Source organism: Pontibacillus sp. HN14, assembly GCF_021129245.1.
Lineage (GTDB): Bacteria > Bacillota > Bacilli > Bacillales > BH030062 > Pontibacillus.
The window spans coordinates 1,356,442-1,373,094 of record NZ_JAJOLR010000001.1 but is presented as its reverse complement, the minus strand read 5'-3'; the positions used below and the strand labels follow the sequence as shown (position 1 = coordinate 1,373,094).

The window sequence follows — 16,653 nt, the reverse complement described above, 5'->3', positions numbered from 1 at the left end:
AATGACGAAAAAAGTAAGACTTGATACACTTCTTGTGGAACGAGGACTAATCGAGACACGAGAGAAAGCAAAACGAACAATAATGGCTGGTTTAGTCTTCTCAGAAACCATAAAATTAGATAAGCCTGGAGTTAAAGTGGATGAATCTATCCCTCTCCATGTAAAAGGGAAAGCTATTCCGTACGTGAGTAGGGGAGGCCTTAAGTTAGAAAAGGCTCTGCAGGATTTCGACCTTACCGTTCAGGATAAAATTTTAATTGACATTGGTTCTTCCACAGGTGGTTTTACGGATTGTGCTTTACAAAATGGGGCCAAGCAAAGTTATGCGATTGATGTAGGGTATAATCAGTTAGCTTGGTCTTTGCGCAACGATGAGCGGGTCACGGTCATGGAGCGTACTAACTTCCGTTATGTAACCTCTGAGGACCTTACAGAAGGCGCGCCAAATGTAGCATCCATTGATGTCTCCTTCATTTCACTTAAATTGATTTTACCTGTGCTTGGGACGCTGCTAGAAGAAGGTGGCGATGTGGTTGCACTCATTAAGCCGCAATTCGAGGCAGGGCGTGAACAAGTTGGAAAGAAGGGGATTGTCCGTGATCCCAAGGTTCATAAAATGGTGCTCTTCGATATGTTAGAATTTTCTTCTAAGACAGGATATGTCGTAGAAGAGGTGACTTATTCCCCTATTACCGGTGGGGATGGAAATATCGAGTTCTTAGCTCATTTACGTTGGATGGGTGAAGCAAAGGGTATGATTCGCCCTAGTGTCGATGTGGAACAGATCGTGCGTGAAGCCCACAACGCCCATTAATTTGTGAATAGATTATCATCAAATGGGGCTACGTTGTGTGGTCCCATTTTGAACGTTTATGAGATGTTCACCGCATCGTGACTGATCGAATGGATTGATCCTTCCCTGAATCGGGAAAGAAGAGAGGGAGATATGATGAATAAGGGGCAACGACATATTAAGATCAGGGAATTAATTGCTGAGAAAGACATTGAAACCCAAGATGACCTGGTCGATCGTTTGAAAAGCCTTGGTTACAATGTGACTCAGGCTACTGTATCGCGGGATATTAAAGAACTGCATTTAGTAAAAGTCCCAATGGTGGATGGTCGATATAAATACAGCCTTCCGGCGGATCAGCGGTTTAATCCGCTTGAGAAGTTAAAAAGGCTAATGATAGATGCATTTGTTCGAATTGATACCGCTGGGCATTTTATAGTAATGAAAACCTTGCCAGGGAATGCGAATGCCGTTGGCGCGCTCGTTGACAACCTGGAGTGGGATGAAATCCTAGGGACGATTTGCGGAGATGACACGTGTTTAATTATCTGCCGCACAGAGGAGGACTCTAAACAAATTCGAGATCGTTTTCTTGATATGCTTTAATCATTTTGGAAAAGTTGAGGTGCTAGCTTGTGTTAGCTGAATTATCCATAAAAGATTTTGCTATAATCGATGAAGTTTCCATTCAATTTAGAGAAGGCTTAACCGTGCTGACTGGAGAGACAGGTGCAGGGAAGTCCATTATCATTGATGCTATTCAACTGCTTACAGGAGGTCGAGGTTCTGCTGAATTTGTTCGCTATGGGACGAAGAAAGCTGAAATTGAAGGCTTATTCTTTCTTGATCATGATCGCCATCAGGCCTATAGTAAAGCTGAATTATTCGGTGTAGATATCGCAGAAGATGGAATGCTTGTACTAAATCGTACCATTAGTGCCAATGGGAAGAGTATTTGTCGCGTCAACGGAAAGCTTGTAACGCTTGCAATCTTGCGGGAATTTGGCCAGACTCTAATTGATATACATACCCAGCACGAGACGCAATCCTTAATGGATGTGGATCGACATATAGAATTATTGGACTTATTCGACCGGGAACAAATTGGACAAGCAAAATTAGACTATTTGGAGTTATACAAGGAGTTCGACGCTTTAAAAAAACGATATAAAGAATTAAGTGAGAACGAACAAGAAATGGCACAACGTCTTGATTTGTTAGAATTCCAATACAATGAATTAGATCAGGCTAATTTAAAGCCTGGAGAAGATGATGAACTCGGAGAACAACGCAACCGTTTAATGAATCACGAAAAAATTTATAAAGGGCTTAATGATGGATATAACGCCCTGTATGGTGAACAGAAAGCTTTGGATTGGTTATCCCTTGCATTGTCCTCTCTTGAGAACGCTAGGGCTTATGATGATGAAATTGCGAAGAAAGCAGAAGAGTTAGCAAATCATTACTACATGGTAGAAGAGTTGGCTCATGGGGTTCGGAATCAACTTGATGGGTTAGAGTTTAGTGAAGAAGAGCTCGATTCCATTGAATCAAGATTGAATGAAATCAATCGCTTAAAGAAAAAATACGGTCAAAGTGTAAACGACATGTTAGAGTATGCAGCAACAGTGGAAGAAGAGATTGATCAGATCAAAAATAAGGACACCCATGTATCTAAATTAGAACAATCCATTCAAGAAAAAGCAGAAGATATCGCACTAGAAGCAAAACAGCTTCATGAAGTTCGCGAACAGGCAGCTTCCGCATTAACGGATGCCATTCAAGAAGAATTAAAAGACCTTCATTTAGAGAAGGCGGCTTTCGGTGTGGATTTCTCGAGTTCTGAAGGTTCAGCACAGGACCCGGTAATCGACGGTAAACCTGTGAAAATTGGGCAGAATGGTTATGATTTGGTGAAGTTTATGATTACCACAAATCCTGGGGAACCATTAAAAGATATCCATAAAGTGGCAAGTGGCGGTGAATTATCTCGTATTATGCTTGCATTAAAACGGATTTTCTCAAAACACCAGGGTGTCACGAGTGTGATCTTTGATGAGGTAGACACTGGAGTGAGTGGACGTGTCGCTCAGGCAATAGCTGAGAAAATACACGGTATTTCTTCTTCATCTCAAGTGCTCTGTATTTCTCATTTACCTCAAGTGGCAGCGATGGCGGATACACATTTGTACATTCGTAAAGAAGTGGAAAATGATCGTACTAAAACCATCGTAGAGGAATTAGATGTTTCAAATAAAGTAGAAGAATTGAGCCGCATGATCAGTGGTGCTGAGATGACTGAAACCACAAAAGATCACGCTACAGAATTGCTTGATCTCGCTGAAAAATTCAAGAAGCAACATGTGTAAAACTGCCGATCCGGCAGTTTTTCTTTTTTATCATGAATAATATGAGTAAATCTGGTCACGGTAAATAAGAGAGGAATGAACGAATTCTATACGTAATTTTGATATGAAATAGAGGAAAGAATCACTTGTTTTTCTCATGTTTGTAGGGTTTAAAACGAAGCCTTGAAGGCCACATTATAAGTACAGAAATAAAAATAAAATGAAGAAGCAATGGGTTGGGAGCAAGGAGAGTGAACGATTTGAAAGCAACCGAAATTTTCCGTAAGACACTTGGAATCCTGCTCCTTGTCGCTATTGTTAGCGTACCGTTTTTCAAACCTGCTCAAACGTATTTTTCGATCCCAGATCAGGTAACCATCTTTAAGAATCAACACTCAGGAACCATTCCTACATTAGCTTCTGCTGAAACAAAAGTAAAAGCAGGCGACACTGTTCTCAGACAAGATGGTAACGCGCTTATAGGGAACGAAGTTGGTGACAGTTCTGTCCTTTATGAGGTGGCCGGACTACCGATTAAAAAGGTAGATGTAAATGTGTTGGATGATTTTAAGGTGATACCAGGTGGTCAATCAATTGGTGTGAAATTACACACACTTGGAGTTTTAATTGTGGGTCATCACCTTGTTGAAACATCGTCAGGTAAAGTTTCTCCTGGAGAGGACGCGAAGATCAAGGTAGGAGACATCTTACTCAAAATTAATGGAAAAGACATTAAGCAAATGAGTGATGTAGCGCCATTCGTGAAGAAAGCTGGCGAAAATCAAGAGGCAATGAAGTTAACGATGAAACGCAATGATGAGACGTTCGAGACTGATTTGACACCTAAATATGATCAAAAAGATTCTAAATACCGTATAGGTTTGTATATAAGGGATTCAGCTGCAGGAATAGGGACGATGACGTTTTACCATCCAGATTCTAAGAAATATGGCGCTCTTGGCCATGTGATATCAGACATGGATACGAGAAAGCCAATTGAAATTCATGAAGGAACCATCGTACGATCGAATGTTACGTCAATTGATAAAGGAAGCAATGGCGTACCAGGAGAGAAACATGCCCGGTTCTCAGCTAAAGAGAACAGAATTGGGTCTATAACACGAAACAGTCCGTTTGGGATTTTTGGCGAATTAGATAAGCAAGTAGACAATGGTTTACGCGATGAGCCGATGCCAATCGCTCTGTCTCATCAGGTTAAAGAAGGCCCTGCTAAGATTTTAACCGTCTTAGAAGGGGAGAAAGTTGAAGAATTTGACGTGGAAATTGTAAGCACCGTTCCACAAAAGTTTCCTGCAACTAAAGGGATGATTGTCAAAATAACGGATCCTAAATTGTTGAAGGTGACAGGCGGTATTGTTCAAGGAATGAGTGGAAGCCCAATTATCCAAGATGGAAAAGTCGTAGGCGCGGTTACTCATGTATTTGTCAACGATCCTACATCAGGTTATGGGGTTCACATTGAATGGATGCTTCACGAAGCAGGTATTGATATTTATAAATCGAAATCACAGCAAAAAGCAAGTTAAAGACAGGGAATCATTTGATCCTGTCTTTTTTTTATTGTATTTATCCATAAATTCGCAAAAGTATACGTTTTTCATATATCTATCTTCATTGCCATTTTTAGGAACGATGTTATAATAAGATGTAAAGATAATTCGACAAATGGAAACGACTTTGCTAATGATGTGGAATTTTATCGAAAAAGCGAGAATATTAAAGAAAATCGAAGGAAATCGAAAAAAACATAATATTTTTACTCAAAAAAGAGGATATTTCCAGCTGGTGTCGAAATTTAACTGTGGGAAAAGCGGGAGCAATAGAATTTAAGGAGGAAATTTCGTGGAAAAAATTAAAGTTTGCTTAGCGGATGACAACAGAGAACTCTTAAATATGCTGGAAGATTACTTTGACGAACAGACAGATATTGAGGTCATTGGTACAGCATATAATGGCCAAGAATGTTTAGAAATGTTAGAGGATATGGATCCGGATGTTCTTATTTTAGATATTATTATGCCTCATGTTGACGGTTTAGCGGTCTTACGTCGTATGAAGGAATTAGATAAGCAGAAACTTCCGAACGTTATTATGCTTACTGCATTTGGTCAGGAAGAGACAACGAAAAAAGCTGTTGACTTAGGTGCTTCTTACTTTATTTTAAAACCGTTTGATCTAGATAATTTACGTGATCATATTCGTCAGGTATATGGGCTTGCACCAAACTTTGAAAGCTCTAGTCGTTCAATGCGTGAGCGAAAACCAGAGAAAAAGCTGAATCTTGATGCAAGTATTACGAATATCATTCATGAAATTGGTGTTCCTGCTCATATCAAAGGATATATGTATCTTCGTGAAGCCATTTCAATGGTGTATAATGACATTGAGTTGCTCGGTTCCATCACGAAAGTTCTTTATCCGGATATTGCAAAGAAATACAATACGACAGCATCTCGTGTCGAGCGTGCGATCCGTCATGCCATTGAGGTGGCGTGGAGCCGCGGTAACATCGATTCCATTTCCTCCTTATTCGGTTACACGGTTTCCATGACGAAAGCGAAACCTACGAACAGTGAGTTCATTGCGATGGTGGCTGATAAATTACGCTTAGAGCACATGGCAGTGTAGTACGAAAGACCTTATTACAATTTTAATATAAAACTTGAATGAAACGTCTCTTCTCCTTAATGAGAAGGGCGTTTTTTGTTTATAAATAATGTAATAAAATGTTTTAATTTTACAAAAAGTATATCCAATTCAAGGTATTTTTGTGGTATAGTAAACCTATATGTTTAAAAGGATGGGTCCTTATATGGCGGTACATACACCGAGTGATTATATACAAATAGAAGAAGAAAATGAAACCGTTTACTTGCGTGTGTTGCAAAAAGGCGGAACGTTTAAGGATTTAGAATGGATGTTAACTGATCATCCACGGGTTCAAATCACGAAATTTCAACAAGCAAAAGAGGCGCTTGAACAAGAAGGTGGACGAGCGGAAATCGGGGTCATCAAACCTGCGGTGATTGTAAAGACCGATCGTTCAAAAATGAAAGCAACCCTTGTGTGGAATGTGACTGAGCAAGAATGGAAAGAGAATGCAAGTAAATGGGGACAAGAAGCGATAGTAGCGCTACGAAAAGCTGGCGTAGTTGAATCACCTGATTTACCTGCCATCTATTCATCGTTCTATGATAAGACAGCCGTTGTAGCAAGGGGGATTGAGCCTAGAGATGGAGAAGACTCTGTTGTATCCTACGTCGAATTGGCTTCTAGAAAGCCTACGATTAAATCGAATGGAGAAGCAGACTTTTACGATATGAATTTTGTGAATGAAGTGAAAAGTGGAGACTGGTTAGGAGAGAAGCTATCGGCAACGATCGGCACTCCTGGGAAGAACCTTTATGGTGATGTAATCCTTCAAACGAGTGGTAAAGAATTCCCTCTCTTATATGATGAAGAGACGGTGGAGCTTGTTCAAGAAGAGAATAAGCATGTGTTACGCGCTAAATGTGCAGGGGTAGTTGAACGGGTCAACGGTAAAATTCACGTGTCCAATCACTTAATGATCCCAGGGGATGTAGGGCCTGGCACAGGTCATATTGAATTTGATGGAAGTGTTACGGTTCAAGGTACCATTCAAGAAGGATATAAAGTTATAGCTACGAAAGATGTTGCTGTCTTAGGGGATATCGGTTTATATAATGTTCCGCTTGTTTGTGCGGAGACTGGAGATATCTACATCAAAGGTGGTATTTTTGCGAATACCACTGTAGAAGCAGGCGGCAATATCTATGTCAGACATGCCAATGAATCAAGTTTAAAAGCAAAAAGAGATATACGTGTTGGATATTATTCCATTGGAAGTCTCCTGCAATCTGAGAACGTTCTGCTCGATGATCCGAAAGGGAAAATTGTTGGGGGAAGGGTAGAAGCGTTGGCTCGTGTGCAGGCAGGGATTATTGGGAACAAAATGGAGCGGTCTACTCACATTTCTATAGCAGGCTTTAACCGTGAGGAAAGGGAAGCTGAGCTTAAAGATTTGTTAGCAAAGTATAAGTCTCTCCTTACGACAATTGATCAAGTAAAGAAAGAAGTCTCGACCTTAGAAGGAATTAAAGGTCGTTTAACTGAGCAACAACTTAGCCAATACCAGGAAACGTATAAGTATTATGAGCGCTTATTAGAAAGAGGAAATGAATTAGAGAGTAAACGTCAAGCTACAATGGCTCTTCTAACGACTAGGGGAGAAGGCCAGCTCTCCATTGCTACAGAAGCATTTCCGGAGACTTTTGTGGAGATTAAACAGATGGCTAAGAAAGTAGATCGAATGGTGAAAGGAACCTTTTATGCAGAGGGGAAAGACCTACATTACGAAGGGGAGAATGAGTAATTTACCAGTCTTTACCGCTTTATCGCAATACCGTATTAATGAATTAAAAAAATTCTAAAAATCATCTTACTTCTTCTTTTAATTCGTGATAAGATTAAAAATTATATAAAAAATATGCTCTGTACACCTATCTGGTTATCATACAGGTGAATTCATTCCTTTAAGCGAGAGTGTTCTTAGAGCTAAAACCTAGAAGAAGTGGTGAAGCAAAATGAAAGTGGCAAAATTCGGAGGTAGTTCTGTAGCCAGTGCAGAACAGTTAAAAAAAGTAGCATCTATTATTACATCAGACCCACAAAGAAAATGTGTTGTGGTTTCGGCTCCAGGGAAACGCCATTCAGGTGACACGAAAGTGACAGATCTTCTTATACAGTTAGCAGAGAGAAGTTATAACGGAGAAGATTATGAAACGGTTTTATCGTTAGTGTTAGATCGCTTCGATGAAATCTTGGCTGAACTTTCATTATCGAAAGAAGTGCTAGGGCAAGTGGAGGACCAACTTCGTTCCATCGTAACGGGTGAAACCATTTATACACACCGAATGGATGCTTTAAAAGCAGCGGGTGAGGATACGTTAGCTAAAGTGCTAAGTCAGTACTTAACATCTCTCGGGCATAAAGCATCTTATGTTCATCCGAAAGAAGCAGGTATTATTGTGAGCAATGAACCAGGTCGTGCTCAGGTTCTTGAAGAGAGTTATGAGCGACTTTATGAACTCCGTAAACGTGATGAAATTTTAGTTATCCCTGGATTTTTTGGATATACCATTGATGATCAGTTAATGGCATTTCCTCGGGGAGGCTCTGATATAACAGGTTCCATTGTAGCTGCAGGCATTCAAGCTTCGCTGTATGAGAACTTTACAGATGTAGATTCTGTATATTGTGTTAATCCGAATATCGTACCGAATCCAAAAGAAATTGTAGAGCTAACGTATAAAGAAATGCGTGAACTTTCTTATGCTGGATTTTCTGTGTTTCATGATGAAGCGCTGATTCCTGCTTTCAAGGCCCGTATTCCAGTAAGTATAAAGAATACCAATCACCCTGATCGTAAAGGAACGATCATTTCTGCTGAGCGTACGAGTACAAACGGTAAGCCTGTAGTAGGTATTGCTAGTGACGAAGGCTTTTTAAGTTTGTATGTAAGTAAATACTTAATGAACCGTGAAAAAGGATTTGGACGGCACTTATTAGAAATTTTAGAAGAAGAGGATATTTCTTTTGAGCATGCACCATCTGGAATAGATGATATGTCTGTGATTATGCGAAGTGATCAGTTAACTCCTGAGAAAGAAGCGGTCATCGTTAAACGAATTGAAGAAGAGCTTAGAGTTGATATGGTCACGATTGAACGGGATCTGGCTATGATAATGATTGTTGGAGAGGGAATGGATAGTACGATTGGTGTTTCAAGTAAAGCGGCGCAAGCTTTTGCTTCTGCGTCTGTTAATATTGAGATGATTAACCAGGGTTCTTCTGAGGTTTCTATGATGTTTGGAATTAAAGCAGATCGCCTCGAAGATGCTGTGCGCTCTCTTTATCAGGCTTTCTTTGAAGAAGAATAAGATAATAGCTACAAATTGAAAAGAGCTTGGGGGTCCCAAGCTCTTTTTGTTTGTCATTCTTTTTTGTAGTAGAGAGTGTTCTATTTCCCTTCGGCCCAATTCATGCCTTCTTCTACTGTTTTTATACCGAATTCTTCTATATCATGCAGTATTCTTTGAAACAGTTCAGCAGTCATAATCGCATCGTTTAATGCATGGTGTCTTTCTAACTGAGTAATGCCAAACGAGTTGATCATTGAATCAAGTTGATGCTTATGACGCGGGTACATGTTCTTCACAAGTTTTTGAGCATCAATGGAAGGAGGTGTGTCGATTGGAAGTTTCCATCGTTTGAGCATGGTTTGCAAGAACTTCATATCAAAGGCAGCAGGGTAAGCCACAAGAATGCTGTCTTTACTAAACTCCATGAATGCATCATAGGCTTCTATGAATGTTTTGCCCCCGCGAAGGTCGTGCCGAGTCATGCCTGTCAAGTTTAGTGTTCGTTGGTGAACCGGACGTATGGGGCGGACATATTCATGGAAACGTTCGTAAGAAACATGATTCGTGCCTTGGATTCGAATGGCCCCAATCGATATGATTTCATGGCCTAGTTCAGGTAATAATCCTGTCGTTTCTAGGTCGAAAATCGTAAAAGGAGCTTCTTGAATCGGTTTCTTAAGCAACTCTTCATTGTGCTCTCGGTTCAAGAGCTTTTCGTACAGTTCTTGATATTTCTGTGTGTTTAAATACGGGCGTAACTTATAAGCATACATATGTTTCTCAAAAAGAATATATTTCAAGATCTCAAGGTCCATTGGTAGCACGTTATACCACCCGATTTCGGTTGTAACTTAGCTCAAGAACTTGTTGTAAGCGTTTGGCAATCAGAAGAGATTCCCGTAACGTTTTCTTTTCCTCTTTCGTTAAAGACATAACGCTTATATCATTATTTAACGTTTCTTGTAACTGAATTTGTTGTAAGTTTCGCTTTAACCGGAAGCTCAACAAACGGTGAAGAGCGAGCTTGGCATTTTCAGTATCTCTTGGGTGGAAGCGCTCGTATTTTCGTAGTGTTTCTAAACGCTTTATCGTATTTACATCATCAATACCGTATTTCACTGTATAAATCCGAACAGCATTCACAATTTGCATAATAGCGCCCTTTTTTAAATTCAATACTTTGGAACGACCTGTCCCGTGTATGCGGCCAAATGGTTGAATAGGTACGCGGAAACGAAGCGTATCCTTCATAAGAAGCTGCTGAAGGGTCAAGGATCGCTGGATTTTCTTCGTGACAAATTCTCTTAAATCATACGCCAAAGAGAAATCACCAACAATGGGTCTGAAATCCATAAAGATCGTAAAGTCTCTGATTTCCTCAGCGTCCATCTTCTCAAGCCATTCTTGAATGGAAGTATGCCATTCATTTAACGATTTGCGCCATTTCTTTTCTTTAGCCATGATGCCTCCGGAACAAAGTGGGAATCCGCAGGTTTCTAACATGTAATTCACTTTTTCAGAGAAAATCTTAAAGAATGTTTCAATTTCGTCTTTATTTTCAAGGTGTTCATAATCGTCAAGGATCATCCCGTTATCTTGGTCTGTGCTGAATGCCTGCTCTTTTCTTCCCTCGCTTCCCATAACAATGAAACAGTAGTTGATCGGAGGTGTGCCATAGCCTTCTTCAACCATATCTTCTTCTGCGAGGTGTAATATTTGTTTATGCAACTCGTCATTGTAGCTTGAGATTAACTCGCAAATGTCGTAAGCAAACATGTTGTCGTCCAATAATTGGGAAACGAATTGCTGAAAAGCTCGATTGTAGCGAGGGGATAAACTCGTTAGTTCCTCTAATGACTTGGCTTTTCCAATTTGATAACGCAAATCAAAATAAATAGAATTCTGCATTTTTAAGAAAGAGGTTTGTCGTAAAAGACCAACAACCTGCTGGCGATGAAGAACTGGAATAATCGCTGCTGGATTATGTTTTAAATAAGACAATGCATCATAAATGAAGTCCTGGTCATTAACGGCATAAGGATCTTCATTTAAATAGTCTTCTATTCGACCATCAAAGTCTTCTTGTAAATAAGCAAGAATTAAATCCTGATAGTTAAAAACACCAATTAGTTCCTGCTCATCTCCGCAAACGATTAATCCGCCTGCTTTTTCATCTTTCATCATTTTAACGGCTTCTGCCACGGAAGCGTTTCGATGGATGACGGTTGGGGTCTCTGAGTACGATACAGCCCGTTGTTTAAACAAATCGCGATCATAGCTTGAATCGTCCAGTTCACTCGTCTTGTATTTTACCTCGTGATACAAGCTTTTCATTAGATTGCTTATACCTTCTAGTACGATATTTGAAAAGGCTTGATTCTCAGACATAATTTCTACGAATCGTTCCCTCTTGAATCGAATAGCTTTTGTTTCTTCAATGGCCTGGACACTAAATTTCATTTCCCCGCTTGTAAGCATCATCATGATCCCAACAAGGTCCCCGGGATAATAATATCGTATGGAAAGTTGCTTTCCATTTGATCTATGAAGAATGTTCTTAGCTAATCCATTCAGTACGAAGTAAATATCGCTTTCTTCTTCTTTTTCATCTTCATGAAAGATGAATTGGTTCTTTTTATATGAATTTACAGTAGCTCCAGTAAAAACCCGCTCGTATTGTGCTTCGGTGAGCATGGTAAATGGATACTGCTGTTTAAAAACTTCTACATATTTCTCCAATATTCGCCCTCCTTGTATTTAAATTCACTTATTTGAGTATACCAAATTGTATACATCTTGTAGAATGTAACGCGTTGTGTTAAGAAAGTTAACATCATTTTATTGCAATGGCTAAATGGAGCATGTAGAATAGGTACATCCTTCTGGTCTGTTCGTCTTTTTTTAGAGGGGAACGATGCAAGAAAAAAACCGCCCTTTTGCCAGGCGGTTTTTATGGTGGACATCCTTTATTTTTTGAATCGTCCTTGTGTCTTTCCTAACTTCTTGTCCCGGTAAAGGATAAAGCCACCTATAAATGCAAGGCCCCCTAGGAACGCGATTAGTCCGAATGCGAATTGTACCCAAACTTGTAGTAAAAGAGGGTGCACAATCCCAAATAAGCTGTCACGCATTAGCTTGAACCCTAATACAGCTAATGCACCAGGGATGAATAAGATCAACATTGCCGTAAACCGTGCCATTAGTGTGTTCTCCCCTTTTCGTTCTTTCCCATTGTAGTATATCAGAGAGTGGCGACTCTTCCTAGCCTCGTCACGCTTGCTAAAATGTGCACATTCACCTAATATGAAAGTATGCAAATAATTGCAAGGTGTTGATGCGTATGAAAAGAGTGTTGGTAGTAGGGGCAGGTAAAGGTGGGACGGCCCTTTTAACCCTCTTAAGTGGAACGGAAATGATGGAGATTGTCGCGGTTGTGGATACAGAAGCGTCAGCTCCGGGGATGCGATTAGCCGAAGAGAAGAAGATCCCGACGGGTACAGACTGGAAGGATTATATTAACGAGGATATTGATATTGTTATTGAGGCGACCGGAAGTGAAGTTGTGTTTGAGGAGTTGCTTCAGGCGAGGTCGAAGAAAACGGTTGTTATTCCTGGGTCTGTGGCTTACATAACATCCGAGTTGCTAGAAGAAAAGAATGAGTTGTTGTCTGAGCTCAAGCAGCAGACTCAAAAGCAAGAGCTTATTTTAAGTGCCATACATGATGGCATGATCGTGATTGATCGTACGGAAACCGTCACGTTTATGAATAGAAGTGCAGAACGCATTCTAGGTACGACGAGGAAAGAAGCGGTGAATAAACCGATTCAAGAAATTATTCCTACGTCGAGGTTGTCTCACATTCTGAGAGTAAGGCGTAAAGAAGTGAATCAAAAGCTTGAACTTGAAAATGGCCGAAAGATTATTACGACGAGGATTCCTATTATAGGTTCTAATCAAGAAGTGTTAGGAGCTTTTGCGGTTTTCAATGATATAACGGAAGTTGTGGACCTAGCAGAGGAGGTCACGGATCTAAAAGAAGTGAAAACCATGCTAGAAGCGATTATCCAGTCATCGGAAGAAGCAATCTCTGTGGTGGATGAAAATGGAATGGGGATCATGATTAATCCTGCTTATACACGTATTACAGGACTCACAGAAAAGGAGATCGTCGGAAAGCCTGCGACGGCTGATATCTCAGAGGGTGAGAGCATGCACATGCGCGTTCTACAGACGAGACGAGCGGTGCGAGGTGTGCGGATGAGCGTGGGTCCTGCTAATAAGGAAGTGCTTGTTAATGTGGCTCCGGTTATTGTTGATGGAAAGCTGAAAGGAAGCGTTGGGGTTTTGCATGACGTTTCTGAAATTCAATCCCTGACGACTGAGCTGAGGAAGGCCAGACAAATTATACGAAGTCTTGAGGCGAAATATACCTTTGATGACATCATTGGTGATTCTCCTGAGATGACGCTTGCTTTAGAGCAGGCGAAAGTTGGGGCAAAAACACCTGCTACGGTTCTGCTTCGTGGCGAATCTGGTACAGGGAAAGAGTTGTTTGCTCATGCGATTCATAATGAAAGTAATCGTCGGCATAATAAATTTATTCGAGTCAATTGTGCTGCGATTGCTGAATCGATATTAGAAAGTGAATTGTTTGGGTATGAAGAGGGGGCTTTTTCAGGAGCGAAACGTGGTGGTAAACGTGGGTATTTTGAAGAGGCGAATCACGGGAGTATCTTTCTGGATGAAATTGGAGAATTATCCCTCCCGATGCAGGCTAAGTTATTGCGGGTTCTGCAAGAGAATGAAATTGTACGTGTTGGGGGAACGAAGCCTGTATCCATAGATGTTCGTGTCATTGCAGCAACAAACGTAAAGATGGAGAAGGCCATTATGGATAAAAGCTTTAGAGAAGATCTCTTTTACCGTTTGAACCGTTTGCCGATTTTTATCCCGCCGCTCAGAGAAAGAAAGGTTGATATCTCTTCCTTGGTCCACCATTTAATCCACAAGATCAACCAGGATTATGGGCGGAACGTGAATGAGATTTCTAGGGAAGCTCTTCGTTACCTGGAGAACTATAATTGGCCGGGGAATGTAAGGGAGCTTGAGAATATCGTAGGGAGAGCTATGATTTACATGAGCATGAATGAGGAAGAGGTGCAGCTGTCTCATTTGCCCGAGCTCTTTGAACATCCGAAGTATCCCTCTTTAAAGAGTGTCCCCTCTGAGGAGTGGGAAGGGCAAACTTTGCAATCATCTCTTGAGGAATATGAGAGGAAGGTCATTGAAGACGCTTTTAGATCATGTGAAGGTAATAAAACCAAAACAGCTAAAGTTCTTGGTATTTCTATCCGGAATTTGTATTATAAGCTTGATAAGTTCGGCATTGACAAATCTAGCATGCAAGATTTTTCATAGTACGCAATATATTGCAGGTTAAATCACGGATAAAAAAGCGTTTTCAAAACAATAAAGTTGGCATGCTTTTTGCATAAGTAGTAATGTGAGAGTAATGGGAAGGTGAGTTTTTATGAAATTGCAGGACATACTCGAAAAAGTCGATCAACAATCAAAAAAGAGGGTAGCCGTTGCCCAGGCGGCTGACAAGGAAGTATTAACAGCAGTAAAACATGCAATTGAACATGACCTTGCAAATTTTTTACTAGTGGGAGAAGAAAGTGAGATTCAACGCATAGCTGAAGCGGTTGAATTAGATCTTTCGGATAAACGGATTGAACTGAAGCACGTATCCGACCAAAGTTTGACAGCGACAGAAGCGGTTAAATCAGTTTCAGAAGGGTACGCTGATGTAGTTATGAAAGGTCAGATTGATACGAAGCTTGTATTAAAAGCCGTCCTGAACAAGGATTATGGTTTACGAGCAGGAAAGGTTTTATCTCACGTTGCCGTTTTTGAAGTACCAAATCGAGAAAGATTTGTACTCTTAACCGATTCAGGAATGAACATAACGCCAACACTAGAAGAGAAAGCACAGATTATTTCCAATGCTGTGGAGGTAGCGAATGGTCTTGGGATCGAGTTACCTAAAGTAGCACCGCTCGCAGCTGTGGAAGTTGTGAATCCTACTATGCCTGCCACTGTTGATGCGGCAGCTTTAACTCAAATGCAAAAAAGAGGGCAAATTAAAGGTTGTATAGTAGATGGACCGCTTGCGTTTGATAATGCGGTATCCATTGAAGCGGCGAACCAAAAAGGAATTCAATCAGAAGTGGCTGGCCAGGCAGATATCTTACTGGTTCCTGCGATTGAAGTCGCCAATGCATTGTATAAATCATTTGTTTACTTTGCTGGGGCAAAGGTCGCTGGAGTGATCAGTGGTGCTAAAGCGCCGATTGTTCTTACTTCGCGCTCAGATACGGCGGAGAGTAAATTATATTCATTAGCGCTTGCGCTATTAACATCAAAGGAAAATTAGAGGGGGAAATGAACCATGGAAATTTTTAAATATATGAAAGAATACGATTATGAGCAATTACTATTTTGTCAAGACGAAGCTTCAGGGTTAAAAGCGATTATTGCGATTCACGATACAACGCTTGGACCTGCCCTTGGAGGTACACGCATGTGGACATATGCGTCAGAAGAAGAAGCAATTGAAGATGCTCTTCGTTTAGCAAAAGGGATGACGTACAAAAACGCAGCAGCAGGACTTGGCCTTGGCGGCGGTAAAACGGTTATAATTGGTGATCCGAAAACCGAAAAGAATGAAGAAATGTTCCGTGCATTTGGTCGCTATATTCAAGGACTGAATGGCCGTTACATTACTGCAGAGGATGTAGGTACGACTGTATATGATATGGATACAATCCATGAAGAAACGGACTATGTTACAGGAATCTCGCCTGCCTTTGGTTCTTCTGGTGATCCATCTCCAGTAACAGCTTATGGTGTATACCGCGGTATGCAAGCTGCTGCAATGGAAGCCTTTGGTTCTCCTTCATTAGAAGGGAAAGTAATAGCTGTTCAAGGTGTCGGTAACGTTTCTTATAAACTTTGCAAACACCTTCACGAAGAAGGGGCTCAACTCATTGTTACAGATATTAATAAAGAATCTGTAGCTCGCGCAGTGGAGGACTTCGGTGCAAAAGCTGTAGAACCAGATGAGATTTACGGAGTAGATTGTGATATTTATGCTCCATGTGCACTAGGAGCTACAATTAATGATGACACGATTCCTCAATTAAAAGCTAAAGTAATTGCGGGAGCGGCGAATAATCAGCTGAAAGAAGCGCGTCACGGTGATCAGATTCACGAAATGGGCATTGTGTATGCTCCGGATTACGTCATCAATGCTGGTGGAGTTATTAACGTTGCTGACGAGCTGTATGGCTACAATCAAGAACGTGCGCTTAAGAAAGTAAAAGGGTTATATGACAATGTTATGGAAGTATTCAACATTGCCCGACGTGATAACATTCCAACCTACAAAGCAGCTGATCGCATGGCAGAAGAGCGTATTGAGAAGCGCCGCAAAACACAAAGCAAATTTATACAAAATCCTCATCATATCTTAAGCAGACGCTAAGA

Annotated in this window: 13 protein-coding genes; 10 read left to right on the top strand and 3 right to left on the bottom strand. The window is 40.7% G+C overall.

The genetic code is table 11. The annotated features are described in order from the left end of the window. Window position 1: 1 nt before the first annotated feature. The 7 genes from LQ226_RS07085 to LQ226_RS07055 all read left to right on the top strand — a co-directional run bounded on the left by LQ226_RS07085 (window position 2) and on the right by LQ226_RS07055 (window position 9,122). On the top strand, window positions 2-814 hold the full coding sequence (locus LQ226_RS07085) for a TlyA family RNA methyltransferase (protein ID WP_231417143.1): 813 nt from the start codon (window positions 2-4) through the stop codon (window positions 812-814). Window positions 815-949: 135 nt separating this feature from the next. After that, window positions 950-1,399: a transcriptional regulator AhrC/ArgR gene (gene ahrC, locus LQ226_RS07080; RefSeq protein WP_231417596.1), complete on the top strand. Its 450-nt coding sequence runs from the start codon at window positions 950-952 to the stop codon at window positions 1,397-1,399. Window positions 1,400-1,428: 29 nt separating this feature from the next. Next, on the top strand, window positions 1,429-3,162 hold the full coding sequence (recN, locus tag LQ226_RS07075) for a DNA repair protein RecN (protein ID WP_231417142.1): 1,734 nt from the start codon (window positions 1,429-1,431) through the stop codon (window positions 3,160-3,162). Window positions 3,163-3,401: 239 nt separating this feature from the next. After that, window positions 3,402-4,688, top strand: a complete 1,287-nt coding sequence (gene spoIVB, locus LQ226_RS07070) for a SpoIVB peptidase (protein ID WP_231417141.1) — start codon at window positions 3,402-3,404, stop codon at window positions 4,686-4,688. Window positions 4,689-5,004: 316 nt separating this feature from the next. Next, complete coding sequence (gene spo0A, locus LQ226_RS07065) at window positions 5,005-5,790, top strand: sporulation transcription factor Spo0A (RefSeq protein WP_231417140.1); 786 nt, start codon at window positions 5,005-5,007, stop codon at window positions 5,788-5,790. Between the two features lie 184 nt (window positions 5,791-5,974). Then, entirely contained in the window at window positions 5,975-7,555 is a 1,581-nt protein-coding gene (locus LQ226_RS07060; RefSeq protein WP_231417139.1) for a FapA family protein, read from the top strand. 211 nt (window positions 7,556-7,766) lie between these two features. Next, window positions 7,767-9,122, top strand: a complete 1,356-nt coding sequence (locus LQ226_RS07055) for an aspartate kinase (protein ID WP_231417138.1) — start codon at window positions 7,767-7,769, stop codon at window positions 9,120-9,122. An 80-nt stretch (window positions 9,123-9,202) separates the two neighbouring features. Here LQ226_RS07055 and LQ226_RS07050 read toward each other — a convergent pair whose 3' ends face one another. The 3 genes from LQ226_RS07050 to LQ226_RS07040 form a co-directional block, all read right to left on the bottom strand. Continuing rightward, the gene (locus tag LQ226_RS07050; protein ID WP_231417595.1) at window positions 9,203-9,919 is read right to left on the bottom strand and encodes a 3'-5' exonuclease; all 717 of its coding nucleotides are present in this window, start codon (window positions 9,917-9,919) and stop codon (window positions 9,203-9,205) included. Window positions 9,920-9,929: 10 nt separating this feature from the next. After that, window positions 9,930-11,843, bottom strand: a complete 1,914-nt coding sequence (locus LQ226_RS07045) for a DUF294 nucleotidyltransferase-like domain-containing protein (RefSeq protein WP_231417137.1) — start codon at window positions 11,841-11,843, stop codon at window positions 9,930-9,932. A 227-nt stretch (window positions 11,844-12,070) separates the two neighbouring features. Continuing rightward, entirely contained in the window at window positions 12,071-12,304 is a 234-nt protein-coding gene (locus LQ226_RS07040) for a DUF2627 domain-containing protein (RefSeq protein WP_231417136.1), read from the bottom strand. 140 nt (window positions 12,305-12,444) lie between these two features. Between LQ226_RS07040 and LQ226_RS07035 the strand changes: the two genes are divergently transcribed. The 3 genes from LQ226_RS07035 to bcd all read left to right on the top strand — a co-directional run bounded on the left by LQ226_RS07035 (window position 12,445) and on the right by bcd (window position 16,651). Continuing rightward, on the top strand, window positions 12,445-14,523 hold the full coding sequence (locus tag LQ226_RS07035; RefSeq protein WP_231417135.1) for a sigma 54-interacting transcriptional regulator: 2,079 nt from the start codon (window positions 12,445-12,447) through the stop codon (window positions 14,521-14,523). A 112-nt stretch (window positions 14,524-14,635) separates the two neighbouring features. Then, complete coding sequence (gene yqiS / locus LQ226_RS07030; protein ID WP_231417134.1) at window positions 14,636-15,541, top strand: phosphate butyryltransferase; 906 nt, start codon at window positions 14,636-14,638, stop codon at window positions 15,539-15,541. A 15-nt stretch (window positions 15,542-15,556) separates the two neighbouring features. After that, window positions 15,557-16,651 carry a Leu/Phe/Val dehydrogenase gene (gene bcd, locus LQ226_RS07025; RefSeq protein ID WP_231417133.1) on the top strand — a complete coding sequence of 365 codons (1,095 nt, stop codon included), beginning with the start codon at window positions 15,557-15,559 and terminating at the stop codon, window positions 16,649-16,651. The last annotated feature ends 2 nt before the right edge of the window (window positions 16,652-16,653 follow it).

Excerpts from the sequence above, each read along its gene's own strand:
- LQ226_RS07050 (WP_231417595.1), bottom strand. The coding sequence starts at position 9,919 with ATGGACCTTGAGATCTTGAAATATATTCTTTTTGAGAAACATATGTAT.
- LQ226_RS07085 (WP_231417143.1), top strand. The coding sequence starts at position 2 with ATGACGAAAAAAGTAAGACTTGATACACTTCTTGTGGAACGAGGACTA.
- LQ226_RS07040 (WP_231417136.1), bottom strand. The coding sequence starts at position 12,304 with ATGGCACGGTTTACGGCAATGTTGATCTTATTCATCCCTGGTGCATTA.
- bcd (WP_231417133.1), top strand. The coding sequence starts at position 15,557 with ATGGAAATTTTTAAATATATGAAAGAATACGATTATGAGCAATTACTA.
- LQ226_RS07055 (WP_231417138.1), top strand. The coding sequence starts at position 7,767 with ATGAAAGTGGCAAAATTCGGAGGTAGTTCTGTAGCCAGTGCAGAACAG.
- yqiS (WP_231417134.1), top strand. The coding sequence starts at position 14,636 with ATGAAATTGCAGGACATACTCGAAAAAGTCGATCAACAATCAAAAAAG.
- ahrC (WP_231417596.1), top strand. The coding sequence starts at position 950 with ATGAATAAGGGGCAACGACATATTAAGATCAGGGAATTAATTGCTGAG.
- LQ226_RS07035 (WP_231417135.1), top strand. The coding sequence starts at position 12,445 with ATGAAAAGAGTGTTGGTAGTAGGGGCAGGTAAAGGTGGGACGGCCCTT.
- LQ226_RS07060 (WP_231417139.1), top strand. The coding sequence starts at position 5,975 with ATGGCGGTACATACACCGAGTGATTATATACAAATAGAAGAAGAAAAT.